The 14059-nt window shown below is 59.1% G+C and carries 13 protein-coding genes and 2 tRNA genes; 14 read left to right on the top strand and 1 reads right to left on the bottom strand.

Annotated features, from left to right (window positions below; translation table 11 throughout):
* Window positions 1-84 precede the first annotated feature (84 nt).
* From HED64_RS15605 to HED64_RS15570, 8 genes are all read left to right on the top strand, one after another.
* Window positions 85-1767: an ABC-F family ATP-binding cassette domain-containing protein gene (locus tag HED64_RS15605; protein ID WP_168152902.1), complete on the top strand. Its 1683-nt coding sequence runs from the start codon at window positions 85-87 to the stop codon at window positions 1765-1767.
* A gap of 96 nt (window positions 1768-1863) precedes the next feature.
* Window positions 1864-1936: transfer RNA gene (locus tag HED64_RS15600), tRNA-Asn, on the top strand.
* A gap of 596 nt (window positions 1937-2532) precedes the next feature.
* On the top strand, window positions 2533-3408 hold the full coding sequence (locus HED64_RS15595) for a phage holin family protein (RefSeq protein WP_168152901.1): 876 nt from the start codon (window positions 2533-2535) through the stop codon (window positions 3406-3408).
* A 93-nt stretch (window positions 3409-3501) separates the two neighbouring features.
* The gene (locus HED64_RS15590; protein ID WP_168152900.1) at window positions 3502-4113 is read left to right on the top strand and encodes a CDP-alcohol phosphatidyltransferase family protein; all 612 of its coding nucleotides are present in this window, start codon (window positions 3502-3504) and stop codon (window positions 4111-4113) included.
* Entirely contained in the window at window positions 4110-5021 is a 912-nt protein-coding gene (locus HED64_RS15585) for a DMT family transporter (RefSeq protein ID WP_168152899.1), read from the top strand. The genes HED64_RS15590 and HED64_RS15585 overlap by 4 nt, the downstream gene beginning before the upstream one ends.
* Before the next feature lie 94 nt (window positions 5022-5115).
* Window positions 5116-6303 (top strand): glycosyltransferase, encoded by a 1188-nt coding sequence (locus HED64_RS15580; RefSeq protein WP_168152898.1) that lies wholly within the window; start codon window positions 5116-5118, stop codon window positions 6301-6303.
* 124 nt (window positions 6304-6427) lie between these two features.
* Window positions 6428-6501 (top strand) — tRNA-Ile (locus HED64_RS15575).
* Between the two features lie 222 nt (window positions 6502-6723).
* Window positions 6724-7908, top strand: a complete 1185-nt coding sequence (locus tag HED64_RS15570) for a glycosyltransferase (protein WP_168152897.1) — start codon at window positions 6724-6726, stop codon at window positions 7906-7908.
* A gap of 15 nt (window positions 7909-7923) precedes the next feature.
* Here the strand turns inward: HED64_RS15570 and HED64_RS15565 are convergent, their stop codons facing one another.
* Entirely contained in the window at window positions 7924-8445 is a 522-nt protein-coding gene (locus tag HED64_RS15565; RefSeq protein ID WP_168152896.1) for a M23 family metallopeptidase, read from the bottom strand.
* A gap of 431 nt (window positions 8446-8876) precedes the next feature.
* Here HED64_RS15565 and rpsB point away from each other — a divergent pair, with 431 nt between their 5' ends.
* From rpsB to HED64_RS15535, 6 genes are all read left to right on the top strand, one after another.
* Complete coding sequence (gene rpsB / locus HED64_RS15560) at window positions 8877-9788, top strand: 30S ribosomal protein S2 (protein ID WP_132361677.1); 912 nt, start codon at window positions 8877-8879, stop codon at window positions 9786-9788.
* A gap of 136 nt (window positions 9789-9924) precedes the next feature.
* Complete coding sequence (gene tsf / locus HED64_RS15555; protein WP_168152895.1) at window positions 9925-10764, top strand: translation elongation factor Ts; 840 nt, start codon at window positions 9925-9927, stop codon at window positions 10762-10764.
* A 208-nt stretch (window positions 10765-10972) separates the two neighbouring features.
* Window positions 10973-11716: a UMP kinase gene (gene pyrH, locus HED64_RS15550; RefSeq protein WP_132361674.1), complete on the top strand. Its 744-nt coding sequence runs from the start codon at window positions 10973-10975 to the stop codon at window positions 11714-11716.
* A 97-nt stretch (window positions 11717-11813) separates the two neighbouring features.
* Window positions 11814-12371 (top strand): ribosome recycling factor, encoded by a 558-nt coding sequence (frr, locus tag HED64_RS15545; protein WP_168152894.1) that lies wholly within the window; start codon window positions 11814-11816, stop codon window positions 12369-12371.
* On the top strand, window positions 12371-13303 hold the full coding sequence (locus tag HED64_RS15540) for a phosphatidate cytidylyltransferase (protein WP_168152893.1): 933 nt from the start codon (window positions 12371-12373) through the stop codon (window positions 13301-13303). Before frr ends, HED64_RS15540 begins: the two co-directional genes overlap by 1 nt.
* Before the next feature lie 118 nt (window positions 13304-13421).
* On the top strand, window positions 13422-14006 hold the full coding sequence (locus HED64_RS15535; protein WP_168152892.1) for a DivIVA domain-containing protein: 585 nt from the start codon (window positions 13422-13424) through the stop codon (window positions 14004-14006).
* Window positions 14007-14059 lie beyond the last annotated feature (53 nt).

Genomic DNA, 14059 nt, shown 5'->3' with positions numbered 1-14059 from the left:
TAATTTGGGGCTAGTTCCCGGCGATCACTGCGCCGCAAAAGCCCCAACACGCATTCGCACTGCGGAGAACCGTATGATGGGGCAGTGGCTCATATCGACGTATCCGACATCCATTACTTCCTTTCCGACGGAACACAGCTTCTGGGCGGCGTGACCTTTAAGGTCACCTCGGGCTCAAAGACGGCTCTGATCGGACCCAACGGCGCCGGAAAAACGACGCTGTTCAAGATCATCGCCGGCGACCTTAAAGCCGACGAAGGGGTGGTGGGTCGATCCGGCGGCATGGGCATCATGCGGCAGTTCGTCGGGCAGGTGCGGGACGAGTCAACCGTCCGTGACCTGTTGGTGTCCACCGCATCGCGGGACCTAGCAGCGGCCGCCAAGGCAGTGGATGAAACCGAGCTGCTCATGATGGAATCCGACGACGAAAAAATCCAGATGCGTTACGCCCAAGCGATCATCGATTGGGGAGACGCTGGCGGGTACGAGCTCGAAACGGCCTGGGACAAGGTCTGTATGGCGGCTCTTGAAGTTCCCTTCGAAAGAGCCGGACACCGGCTGGCCTCAACCCTTTCCGGCGGTGAGCAAAAGCGTCTGGTCCTTGAGGCACTCTTTGAGGGACCGGATGAGCTTCTGTTGCTCGATGAGCCCGATAACTACCTCGATGTACCGGGCAAGCGCTGGTTGGAAGCAACGCTCAACGCCTCACCCAAGACGGTCTTGTTTATCAGTCACGACCGCGAGCTGCTCAACAACTCCGCAAATCGCATCGTCACACTAGAACCCGGGCACTCCGGAGCCTCTGCATGGATCCACGGCGGAGCCTTCGGCTCCTACGTGGATGCGCGGCGCGAACGCAACGAGCGTTTTGAAGAGTTGCGCAAGCGTTGGGATGAAGAACACGCCAAGCTCAAGGAGCTGGTGAACATGTACAAGAACAAGGCAGCCTTCCGCTCGGACATGGCAAACCGCTATCACGCGGCGCAAACACGCCTTGCCAAATTCTTGGAAGCTGGGCCGCCCCAAGCCATCCCGTTGGAGCAGAACGTCAATATGAGGCTCAAGGGCGGGCGTACCGCAAAGCGCGCCATCGTCGCCGAGAAGCTCGAACTGACCGGTCTCATGAAGCCCTTCAGTAACGAGATCTGGTTCGGCGACCGGGTGGCAATTCTCGGATCCAATGGATCTGGAAAATCCCACTTCCTGCGTTTGTTGGCCGCCGGCGGAACGGACCCGGAACGTGAACACCTGCCGGTCTCGGACTTCGAAATTGCCGAGGTACCGCATGAGGGCACCGTCAAGCTGGGCGCACGCATCCGCCCTGGCTTCTTTGCGCAGACCCACAGTCGCCCAGACCTCATCGGTCGGACCCTGCTAGATATCCTGCACCGCGGGGACGAACATCGCTCGGGCATGGCCAGGGAGGCAGCCTCCGGCGCTCTAGACGGATATGGCCTTGCCGGTCAGGCGGAACAAAAATATGATTCGCTCTCGGGAGGTCAGCAGGCTCGATTCCAGATCTTGCTCCTGCAGCTCTCCGGGGCCACCTTGTTACTACTTGATGAGCCCACCGACAACCTTGACCTGCATTCGGGCGAAGCGCTGGAACGAGCCATTGAATCCTTCGAGGGAACAGTTCTAGCGGTGACCCACGACCGATGGTTTGCAAAGTCCTTCGACCGGTTCTTGGTCTTCGGATCCAGCGGCAAAGTCTATGAATCCGCGGAACCGGTATGGGACGAGGAACGCGTCCAACGCGCTCGATAAGCCAGTCCCGCAGCTAGCGTGCCGGTACCTCTAGGACTGGGAGGGCAACGATTTGGGAATAGATCGGCAGCTCTGGTAATGTTTTACCTGCTTCATTCCTCCGTAGCTCAATTGGCAGAGCATTCGACTGTTAATCGAAGGGTTACTGGTTCAAGTCCAGTCGGAGGAGCAAAGATAAGACCGGGTGGTTTGCATAAGTGCAGACCACCCGGTCTTTTTTGGTTCCTGCAGTCGCAAGCAGAGCATGCTGCCTAGATACGCGGACAACCGTGGTTCCCAAATACGCGCGTGGCCGGTTGACGGGATAAAGCGAGCTCCACGCTGACGCCGTGACACACTCCACAGTCGCTGCCCATAAAGCGGCACAACCCCCAAGCGCAGGCGTTGCTCAACAGGCGAGCACCGAATGTTGTGCACCGATGTACATCGTCCGACGGGAGTTCTCGGGCCTAGTTTTCCGCTCCACAAAGGTGCTTAAGATCGGCTCTGTCGATTGAACGTCCTCGGGATTCTTCCCCGCTGGAGCCGGCTATCGCCGCGATTTCGGAAAGATCCAACCAACGCGATTCCTCGGGCCCGGAAGTCAAAGAGCTGGCCCATCACTGACTGCCCGATGCATCGCATACTCGGGGAACAGTCAGGAATATTCTCTCGAGGCGCTCTCATACCGTGGGTGTAGCTCTTCAGGGTGAGGCGTTTAAGCACGTCCGAGTGATAGTTTTGGGGTGAGCGGGCTGGGCCATGCCCGCATGGAATGGAGACAACATGTCCGAATCGCAATCGACTGGGACTCAATATCAGTCAACCCCACAGACCATTAGGGGGCAGGTCACTGGATTAGGGCGTTTGATCCCGAACCAGCTGGCTGATGAGGCGCGCATCGCGGCCTATACCTTGAAATCAAAGGGAATCCACGTCGGAGTCGCAGCAGGTGCGGGGATTCTGGCACTGGTATTGCTCAGCTTGATGACGATTGCACTTGTGGTTGCCCTCATCATGGGAATCGGAACGGTCATCGATCCTTGGTTGTCAGCGCTGCTTGTTGCCGCCGGTTTCTTGGTCCTTGCTTTGATCCTTGCCGCAATCGCCTACGGCATGGTCAAAAAGGCCATGCCATTGATGCCGGACGAAGCCATCCGCGGTATCCGTCATGACATCGGCGTGGTCAAAGAGGGCAGCGCCTTCAACGTCGCAAGCCTCGATGAGCCTAAAGAGCCGAAGAAGCCCAAGAGTAAAGACAAAGACTCGGATGAGGCCAAAGAGTCGCAGCCCGAAAAGCCGACCCACAATGAGCTGCTCATTCGCACCCGCGAACGTCGTGAAGAGATTGCCTTGCACCGCGATGGACTGGGGCAAAAAATTGAGGCTCCGCTGCACTTCGGTGAGAAGATCTCCGACGCCAGTCATGCAGCTGGCGATGCTGTGACCAAGGCTGCGGGCCAAGCCCGACACCTGGCAGACACCGCATCGGTGAAGATGTCCGAAGGCGTGGAAAAGGCAACCGGCAAGCTGGCATCGCTCAGCGGACTCGAGGGTCAAAATGCTAAGGAAGCGTTGAGCGAACGGTGGCGGCCATTGGCCATCATGGCTGGCTCAATCACGATGTTCTTTGTTTTCTTGCGCAAGCTGCTGAGTAAGTAGCAATAACGTTCCGCGGTAAATACGCCGCGAGAATTCATATCGATTCCGCGGCGCAGAGACCATGGAATCTGGATCAATGGGCAGGAGGCGGGCATGCGCATCATTGGAGCGGGGACACGCGACAATTTTGAGTACCGGCTACTGACAACATTCTGGACGGTTCCGAACCTCATCACGGTGTGCCGGTTCCTCCTGGTGCCGCTGTTCATCTGGCAAACGGTGACGCTGCACTATGGTTGGGCCACACTCACCCTGGTGATCCTTGGTTCCTCCGACTGGATCGACGGATATGCTGCACGCCGCCTTGATCAGATTTCCACGGTAGGAAAATGGTTGGATCCCGTTGCCGACCGGGTAGCGCTCATCGTTGTTGCCTCCACCTTCGTCGCGACCGAGATTGCGCCCGCGTGGCTGGTCTTCGCTATCGTGATTCCGGATCTCATTCTGATCATCAACACGCTGGTGCTCTTCAGGGGGAGCCCGCACCTTAAAGTCAGCAACCTGGGCAAAATCCGGACCGCGCTCTTGCTCATTGGCACCCCATTTTTGCTCCTGGGAAATACCAACTGGGGCAAGGGGACCATTCTGGGTGACATCGCCACATGGACGCTCGCGGTGGCTTGTGTGCTCCATGTGGTGGCAGCCGTGCAGTACTTTGTGCAGGCCCAGCGCAAGGCCAAGCTGCTGAAGTCGGGGACCATATGATCTGGCTGGCGGTCTGCGCTGCGGTCGCTGGCGCCTTTTTCCTGGCCTTTGGCACCCAGCGCCAATCCAGCGCCGTTAGGTCAAGCGCCGGCGGCCTGAACGTGACCGGTTTGGGGATCGCTCGTCTCTTCAGAACTCCGCGCTGGGTCTTTGGATTATTGCTGCTGGGCGTGGGCATGGCCCTAAACGTCTATGCCTTGGCCAGTGCACCGTTGACCGTGGTTCAACCCATTGGTGCCATTGCTCTGGTGATCACCACGGTTGTTAATGCCCGTGAATACAACATCAAGATGAATCGGCCCACCATACTGGCGATCATTGCCTGCATGCTCGGAAGCGCCGCGTTCGTCATCTTGGCCATCGAGGTCAGCGCCGAGAACCACCGGATTACTTCAGGCCAGGAACTGCACACGATCTTGATCCTCGCCATCGCCGTGGTGGTGTTTGGCGGATCGTTGCTGCTCTTCCCTCACCGGCTGGGAGCGTTCTTCTACATCCTGGGAGCGGGAGTACTTTTCGGATTTGTTGCGGTGCTGGTCCGGACCATCTCCGTGGCGCTTCTTGACCCCAACGGACGTTTCATCGCCAACGTTTCCTGGTATTCGGTTCTGGCCGTCATCGTGGCCGGCCTGCTGGGTTCGTACTTTGTCCAGAATGCATATTCCAAGGGTCCTCCGGACCTGGTCATTGCCGGGCTGACGGTCATTGACCCGATTGTAGGAATTAGCATTGGGATTGCGATATTTGGTGAACTCGATCCCAATGTTCGACCCGCCATTGCACTAACCATGGTTGCGGCCGGATGCATTGCTATCGTTGGGGTGATCGCTCTGTCGCGCCACCATCCGGAGGTGCTCGAACGCAGGGCCGAAGCCAAACGACGTACCAAGCTTGCTGAAAGCAAATAGCGGAACCCCCGGGTACGCTCCACACGCCACACAAGACAATGAAACAACGACCATGGCCTCGAATAACGGCCATGTCAAGGAGTGAATACACCCTGTGACGGGCGAGAAACCATTGAGAATCGTGATTGCGGCGGAGACTTATTATCCGGACGTGAACGGTGCTGCTGTCTTTTGCCATCGACTGGCCATTGCGATGACTGAACGCGGGCACGAGGTGCACGTGATTACCACCCGTCCCGATTCCGGTCCTTCGTTTAGCGAAGTCACTCCCGAAGCCACCGTGCACCGATTGCGCTCGCATTCGGTGCCGACCCATGAATACTTCAGGATCTGCTTCCCGTGGGAGATTAACCCGGAGATCAAGCGGTTGCTGAAAAGGATCAATCCCGACGTGGCTCACGCACAATGCCACTACATGATTGGTCAGGGTGTGCTGGCGTATGCGAATAAGCAGGGAATTCGGACCGTAGCCACCAACCACTTCATGCCGGAGAACCTTGATCCGTTCCTTCCCTTCCCTAAGTGGTTCAAACGCATCGTTGCCCGCAACTCCTGGCGTGACATGGGCAAGATTATGGGTAAGGCGAACGTCGTCACTACCCCGACGCCGCTGGCGGCTCGGGCCATGAGCCAACAGGCGCGCCTGAACCACGTGCTTCCGCTGTCCAATGGGATTGAGTCGAGCAACTACGAACGCGGCGAGAGCGAAGTCATTGAGCGCAACCCGTACCCCACCATTTTGTTTGTTGGTCGGCTGGCTGTTGAGAAAAACGTCAATGAAATTGTTGATGCCCTCAAGCTCATGAAGACCTCGCCCGAAGCTCACCTAGAAATTGTTGGTGGGGGAGAGCAGCGCGGTCCGCTAGAGAAGCAGGCCGCCGAACTGGGTTTGTCCTCAAGGGTCCATTTCCTGGGCCATGTGGACGACGCCGAGCTGCGCAGCGCCTATCTGCGCTGCGATGTGTTCTGCCAGCCCGGAACCGCTGAGCTCCAGTCACTGGTGACGCTCGAGGCGCTCTCGGCCTCCCGGCCGGTGGTATTGGCTAATGCCATGGCGCTGCCGCATCTAGTTGACGACGGTTCCAACGGGTACCTCTTTGAGCCGGGGGATCGTGAGGACCTGGCCAGCAGGTTGGATTCCATCTTTGCCCTCGTCCCGGAGGAACGGGCCGTCATGGGTAAGGCAGGGCATTCAAAGGCGGCCAAACACAGTCAAACCAAGACCATGGATACGTTTGAAGCGCTGTACCGCGGAGCAACCGCCGAGGACTTCTTGCCCTAGGCGGAGTCATCAAGATTGTCCTTTTGGCGTGGAAGATGAAAACCCGCGTGGGAATCCATTAGGATGACTGGGGACGTTTCGCGTTTCGCCGCCGATGGTGGCGGAATACGAAATGAACCGGTTAGGGGCGGTAGCTCAGTTGGTTAGAGCAGGGGACTCATAATCCCTTTGTCGTGGGTTCAAGCCCCACCCGCCCTACAGATGAACGGCCTAGCTCGATCCTGATGTCAAGGATGTGGGCTGGGTCGTTTTTTGTTGGAGGCTAAGCGCGGCAAGAAAGCGTAGTCGCCTTAATGAATACGCCATCTCAGATAGGCTCAAGGCGGGTAGGACAACGGGCTTTATATCGTTCCCCCAACCACGCCCTAACGCTTCAGGAACCGGCTCCCACCGGCTCGCCCGAAAGGAAAACCTCGGTTCATGCATTGCGCCATCTTCATTGACCAGCACCCCGACACCCTCGGTGGCATGCAGACCTCGGTCCGACTGCAGCGGCGATTCCTTGAACTAGCAGGACACCGCGTGACGATCGTGTCGCCGAAGTACCGGGGCACCCACACAGCGGATCCGGCCATCATCGAGTTGGCCTCCGTCCCTTTGGGGCCGGGGGAGTACTCGTTGTGTATTCCCGGTGGTATTAGCGATACGGCGCTGGATCGAGCCATGGCGGCACGCGGACCGGTAGACGTGGTGCACATCCAGGCCGACTTCTGGCAGGCCCTGATCGGTTACCGCTTCGCTGACCGACGCAACGTTCCGGTCGTACACACCATGCACAACCGTCTCGACGTGGGGATCGCGGCAACCATGCCGCTGCCGGGTCTAGTCCAACGCGGCTTCGGGCTGGCCCAGCGAGCCTTCTTGCGCACCGGCCAGCCGGTGGCTGCGGATGCCTGGACCTACCTCGCCCGTTTTACCGAAAACGCGCAGCGGGTCACCGCACCGTCGAGCCACTTCGCCCGGCTGTTGCAAGACCAAGGGGTCTTCCCCGAGGTAGATGTGGTTCCCAACGGGATGGATGACTCCATCGCCGAGCAGTTGCTGGCCTCACCCGTCCCGGAGCCTTCGGCACGCCCACGGTTGGCCTGGGTCGGTAGATTCAGCGCCGAGAAGAGGCTGCTGCCGTTCCTCGATGCCGTTCAGATGTCAAACATCGACGCCGAGATCCACATTTTTGGTGACGGTGCCGACCGGGCCAAGGCCGAAGCGAAAGCTAAAGCCAGTGATAAGCCAACGGTTCTTATCCGCGGCAAGGTCCCCTATGAACAAATGCTCACCGAACTTCGGCGAGCCGATGCACTGGTCCAAACATCCCAGGGTTTCGAGACCCAAGGGATGACTGTATTCGAGGCAGCAGCCTTGGGAACTCCTAGTTTGCTCAGCGACAAGTCCATCGCCGAAGACCTGCCCGCCGGGACGTACTGGCTGACCGCTGGCGACTCGGTTCAAGACCTGGCCGCGGCACTCGAGCGCTGTGTTGAGCAAGTGAGTTCGGGTGCGGGCCCGGTGACGGCGTCCTTCGACCCGACATCGTTCCTGCAAAGCCGGCAGACTGCCCTGATGCTCAGGGTTTACGAAGAAGCGATCGCGGACTTCGGCTCGTAGCCTCAGCTCCATCGGCTAATCGAGAGGCAGCAGAATCGAGGGTCGGGTATCAAGGATCGTCAGCAGCGGATCAATGTATTGGCCATCCAGTCGCAGCCCCCAATGCAGGCAGCGGGCATTGCAGTGGGCGCCGGTCCCGATCATTCCGATCTCATCTCCTGTAGCCACAATGGCGCCAACACTCAAGGTGCTGCGTACCGGCTCGAAGCTGGACAGTAATCCGGAACCGTGGCTGATCACCAGTACTGGACGATTAACGATCGTTCCGACATAGGAAACGATGCCCCCTGCCGGGGCCGTGACGGTGGCACCGAGGGATCCTTCAAGATCCACACCACGGTGCCCGCTGAGCCAGCGCTCGGCCGGCGGGTCAAAGCGGTTCAGGATGCTTGGCTTGGGTGACAGCGGCCATTGCCAGGCATGTGATGGCGCAGTGACGGTACTGGCAGCTATGGTGCCCGGCGGCATGCTGACGGTGGGCACCAGCAGAAGCGCCGATCCGATGATGAAACTGGCTAAGGTCGAAACGGTATTCATGTCCTTCAGAATCCGCGAAATCCGGCTCGGCAGGGCCGCACTGGACACTGGCTGTGGACGCAGATCCCATGTGATGCAGATCCCTGAACTGGGTGCGGATGAGTCAAATTTGCGGCCACTTCCCTGTAGTACACTTGAGCATGCGGTTCTCTGTGCCCTGATGACGCCTGTGCTGATTGAGGAACCACATGAAACTGACTTCGCGTATGGGTCATCCACACAACAAAACCACGCTTGTGGTTCTTGATGTTGTGTGACCGCCACGCCCACGGTCCGATTCATATCGGGACGGGCTTGGTTGGGAACGGTTAGCCGTTCTGCTCATGCCAGGGGTCGCGTCCAATTCCGGATGCGCACCATCAACCGATAACCATGGCAGTTACCGCGGTCCAGTGATGGACCGGTCAGCTACTGCCGGAAGGAGTTGCGACATGCCAGTCGTAACCATGCGCCAGCTGCTCGACAGCGGCGTTCACTTTGGACACCAGACCCGTCGTTGGAACCCGAAGATGAAGCGATTCATCTTCACGGAGCGCAACGGCATCTACATCATTGACTTGCAGCAGTCGCTGTCCTACATCGACCGCGCCTACGATTTCGTCAAGCAGACTGTTGCCCACGGCGGCACCGTTCTGTTCGTCGGTACCAAGAAGCAGGCTCAGGAAGCAATTGCTGACCAGGCTACTCGCGTTGGCCAGCCGTACGTCAACCAGCGCTGGCTCGGTGGCATGCTCACCAACTTCCAGACCGTTTCCAAGCGCATCTCGCGCATGAAGGAACTGGAAGAAATCAACTTCGAGGATGTTGCCGGTTCGGGCCACACCAAGAAGGAGCTGTTGCTGCTCAAGCGCGAGCTGACCAAGCTTCAGACCAACCTTGGCGGTATCCGCAACCTGACGAAGGCCCCTTCGGTCCTCTGGGTTGTAGACACCAAGAAGGAGCACTTGGCCATCGACGAAGCGAAGAAGCTGGGCATCCCGGTTGTCGCTATCCTCGACACCAACTGCGATCCTGACGAAGTTACCTACCCGATCCCGGGTAACGACGACGCCATCCGCTCCGTCAACCTGCTCACCCGCGTTGTTGCAGACGCCGTTGCCGCTGGCCTCATCGCCCGCAACAACAAGGCTGCAGGCAACACCGAAGCCCCGGCCGAGCCGTTGGCCGAGTGGGAGCGCGAACTGCTCGAAGCTGGCAAGACCGAGGCTCCGGCCGCTGAAGCTGCAGTTGAAGCCGCTCCGGTAGCTGAAGCAGCTGTTGAAGCCGCACCGGTTGCTGAAGAAGCACCTGTCGCTGAAGCAGCTCCGGCTGCAGAAGAGGCACCGGCCGCTTCGGCCGAGTAGTCACAAAACCAAGGTTCCTGATGCTGGTGTTTCCCTAACAAGGGAAACACCAGCATCAGGAACAAACCGCGGGACGGGCCACAATGGCCCGTCCTTCGGCGAAAAAGCTCAAAACCACTTATGAATGGGGTTGCACGTGGCAAACTACACCGCTGCTGACATTAAGGCACTGCGCGAGCGCACCGGCGCTGGCATGATGGACGTCAAGAAGGCTCTCGACGAGGCCAACGGCGACGCCGACAAAGCCATGGAGCTCATCCGCATCAAGGGCCTGAAGGGCGCTACCAAGCGCGAAGGCCGTTCGACCTCGGAAGGCCTCGTTGCCGCCAAGGTCATCGACGGAACCGTCGGTGTCATGATCGAGCTTTCCTGCGAGACCGACTTCGTTGCCAAGAGCGACAAGTTCATCGCCCTGGCTGCCAAGGTTCTGGACGTTGCGGTTTCCTCCGCAGCAGCCGACCTGGAATCCCTGCTGGCTGTTGACGTCGAGGGCAAGACCCTGGCCGACGTAGTCATCGAAGACGGCGCAGTTTTGGGCGAAAAGGTTATCGTTCGTCGCCTCTCCCGCGTTGAGGGTGCATCGGTTGATGCTTACCTGCACAAGACCTCCAAGGACCTCCCGGCTCAGGTTGGCGTCCTCGTTGCAGTTGACGGTAGCGGCGAAGCCGCTGCCACCGTTGCCCACGACGTGGCTGTGCACACCGCCGCCATGGCTCCGACCGTTCTTTCCCGCGATGACATCGATGCCGAGACCGTTGAGTCCGAGCGTCGCATCGCCATGGAAACCGCCGTTGCCGAAGGCAAGCCGGAAGCCGCATTGCCGAAGATCGTTGAAGGCCGCCTGACTGGCTTCTTCAAGGAGCAGGTCCTGGTTGACCAGGCCTTCGCCAAGGATTCCAAGAAGACCGTGGGCAAGGTGTTGGAAGAAGCTGGCGTAAACGCCACCGCTTTCTCACGTTTCCGCGTTGGAGCCTAAGCATCTGAAAAAAGTTAGGTAAATTGGTTTCCGGAGCCAAGGCACCGGAAACGAATTACTTGACAGCTTGGTAAAGGGGGTGGCCACTACAAGGTGGCCGCCCCTTTTCCCTGCCAGCTTCACACGGTCGTTCGCGCAAGCGCAGCGACCACCCCAATTAGCAACCATGCGGGCCACTATGACCCGCACGCAGGAGGAATAAGACCCCATGGACGCAACCCTCGAGCAGAACCAGCATCTTCCAGTAGCTCGTCGTCGGAGGGTTTTGTTGAAGCTGTCCGGCGAGGTCTTTGGCGGTGGCAAGCTGGGTGTTGATCCGGTCACCGTACGCGGCATCGCTGAACAAATCGCAGCGACGGTTGGCACCGTGGAGGTCGCCATCGTGGTTGGCGGCGGCAACTTCTTCCGCGGCGCCGAACTTTCGGCCTCGGGCATGGATCGCTCCCGCGCCGACTACATGGGCATGCTCGGCACCGTTATGAACTGCCTGGCCCTGCAGGATTTCCTGGAACAAGCCGGTGTTGATACCCGCGTTCAGTCAGCGATCTCCATGGCCCAGGTCGCCGAGACCTACATTCCGCGCCGCGCCATCCGACACATGGAAAAGGACCGCGTGGTCATCTTCGGTGCCGGCGCCGGCCTGCCGTACTTCTCCACCGATACGGTTGCAGCCCAGCGCGCCCTCGAGGTTGACGCAGATGTGGTGCTGATGGCCAAGAGCGGTGTTGACGGCGTCTACACCGCAGATCCCAAGAAGGATCCCTCCGCCACCAAACTTGAGCACCTCACCTACGAAGAGGCACTGATCAAGGACATCCGCGTGATGGATCAGACCGCCATGACCATGTGCAAGGACAACAAGTTGGAGATGATGGTCTTCGGCATGGAAGGCGACGGAAACGTCACCCGCGCCATCCTTGGTGAACAGATCGGTACCCGCGTCACCGTATAGGTGCCCCATGCCAGGCACTCGCGTGGCATAGGATTGTTCGTAAGCCCAAAATTACCCGGCAGCCCACGCATTGGGAGCCGATTCTAAGGAGTAGACCGTGATTGAGGAAACCCTCGCCGAAGTTGCCGACAAGATGGACCGCACCATCGAATCCGCCAAGGAAGATTTCTCCGCGATTCGCACGGGCCGTGCACACCCGGGAATGTACGCCAAGGTCATGGTTGATTACTATGGCACCCCGACCCCGTTGCAGCAGCTGGCTTCCTTCGCTGTCCCGGACGCCCGCACCATCATGATCAGCCCTTACGACGTCACAGCACTGCGTGAAATCGAAAAGGCGCTGGGCGATTCCGAGGTTGGCGCTAACCCGTCCAACGACGGCAAGGCCATCCGCGTGATCATGCCGGTATTGACCGAGGAACGCCGCAAGGAATACGTCAAGGTTGTCCGCGTTAAGGGCGAAGACGCCAAGGTGGCCCTGCGCAACCTGCGCCGCAAGGCCAAGGACGCCATTGACAAGCTGGTCAAGGACGGAGAAGTTGGCGAAGACGAAGGCGCACGCGCCGAAAAGGAGCTCGACGCACTGACCAAGTCCCACACCGAAGGTGTCGATGACTTGCTCAAGCGCAAGGAAATCGAGCTGCTGGACGTCTAATGTCGAATCCCACCGAGCCGAGCGAAGGAGCCACAGGTTCCCGTCCTGTCCCTTCTCCGGCCGCCGGCGGGGCCGAGTCGTTAACCCGACGCAGCAGTAAGGCCGCCACCCCTAAGAGCTCTCGTGCCGGGCGTGACCTGCCCGCTGCCATCATCGTGGGTCTGGTGTTGATGGGTGTGGTGCTCACCGGCCTGTTCCTGCTGCCGGTGGCCTTTGTGGCTACGGTGGCGGTCTTTGGGGTTCTGGGCTGCTGGGAAGTGTCCCGCGCTCTAAACGGCAACGGCATCGAGGTTCCCATGGTTCCGCTGGCAGTTGCCGGGGTAGCCATGCCGTTTTCCGCGTACTACGGTGGCTTGGAAGCACTGGGCATGGCCCTGATGGCAAGTGTTCTGTTGATGTTCCTCTGGCGCATCTTTGAGGGACCGGCGAAATCCGTTGCCTCAATCATCTCCGGGGTCTTCCTGCTCATCTGGGTACCGCTGATGGTGAGCTTCGCCGTATTGCTACTCAACGAGCCCGGCGGACACCTGCTGATCACCGTGATGATGTTGTTGGTGGTCTCCAACGACACCTTTGGATACTTGGTGGGGGTACTCTTCGGAAAACATCCCATGGCGCCAAAAATCAGTCCCAAAAAATCTTGGGAAGGCTTTGCCGGATCTGTTGCGGGGGCCACCCTCGTGGGTGTCCTCTGTGCAATCTTCCTGCTCAACACCCATTGGTGGGTCGGCATTCTCTTGGCCGTGGCCACCGTTGCCGCTGCCACCTCGGGTGATTTAGCGGAATCCATGGTGAAGCGGGAACTGGGCATCAAGGACATGAGCACGATTCTGCCGGGACACGGCGGGATCATGGATAGGTTGGACTCGGTCGTTTTTGCCGTTCCAGTGACCTATGTGCTGAGCATTTTGCTGATCCCCGGCGCGCTCTAGTCCAACGCACCCCAAGGTTCCCTAAGATGGATATGTGGCAAGCCAGAGGGCCACAGTATTATTCGCAGCTGAATTGTGTCGGTTCACCGATACGCAAACCAAGATCAAGGAAAGAATTGTGAGTCAGGACAAGGCACAGCCGGCCCCCCGCCCCTTTGAGTGTGTGGGGGAGAAGGAATTCGGCTACAACACCAAACAGGTGGATGTGTTCCTCGCTCGTGCCCGCGCTACTTTTAACGGCGAGGGAGACGACGATGCGATCGTCACCAGCCACATGGTTCGCCGCACAGTCTTCCCTGCCCAGCGCGGTGGCTACAGCGCCCGCGAGGTTGACGGCGCCCTGGACCGACTCGAGGACGTCTTTGCGCAGCGTGAACGCGACGCCATGATCAATTCCAGCGGGGAAGATGCTTGGCTGCAGCAGGTGGGTCGGCTCTCGGCGATCCTGCGCGGCCGTCTGCACCGTTCGCCGGGGGAGCGCTTCCGTCGCCCCTCGCGTGCCAACGCATCGAGCTACAACGTCCAAGACGTTGACAAGATCTGCGACCAGCTCATCGATTACTTTGAGAAGGACACCCCGATGAGCGTTGATGCCGTTCGCCGCGCGGAGTTCCGCCGAGCCGACGGAGAACACGGCTACGAGGAATCTCAGGTTGATGCTTTCTTGGATCGCGTCGTTGAGCTCATGGCCTCGATCGACTAGACACACCTTTCAGCACATACGAATGCGGTTGGATTGACGGAACGTCAAACCAA

This window comes from Paeniglutamicibacter terrestris, from assembly GCF_012271785.1.
GTDB lineage: Bacteria > Actinomycetota > Actinomycetes > Actinomycetales > Micrococcaceae > Paeniglutamicibacter > Paeniglutamicibacter terrestris.
Note: the sequence above shows the minus strand (reverse complement) of the source record. Positions and strands in the feature narration are given on the sequence as shown.